This is a genomic window from Roseibium sp. (assembly GCF_048260565.1).
In the GTDB taxonomy this organism is placed as follows: domain Bacteria; phylum Pseudomonadota; class Alphaproteobacteria; order Rhizobiales; family Stappiaceae; genus Roseibium.
On record NZ_JBLXGP010000029.1, the window covers coordinates 6,711 to 6,948 of the forward strand.

1 protein-coding gene is annotated in these 238 nt (G+C 58.8%); it reads right to left on the reverse strand.

Features of this window, described 5'->3' with window-relative positions:
* A partial coding sequence (locus tag ACN0SO_RS27060) for a hypothetical protein (RefSeq protein ID WP_417682958.1) occupies window positions 1–238 on the reverse strand: 238 nt, incomplete at both ends.

Genomic DNA, 238 nt, shown 5'->3' on the forward strand with positions numbered 1-238 from the left:
GTGTCTTCGCCTTCAAGATCAAGGCGCATGTTCATCTTGACGCGGCCGACCGCGGACAGATCGTAGCGCCCTGCGTCGAAGAACAACGACTGGAACATGGCTTCCGCCGTGTCGATCGTGGGCGGCTCACCCGGACGCATCACCCGGTAGATGTCGAACAGAGCGTCTTCACGAGACTCGTTCTTGTCCACTGACAGCGTGTTGCGGATGTACGGACCGGTGTTGACGTGGTCGATAT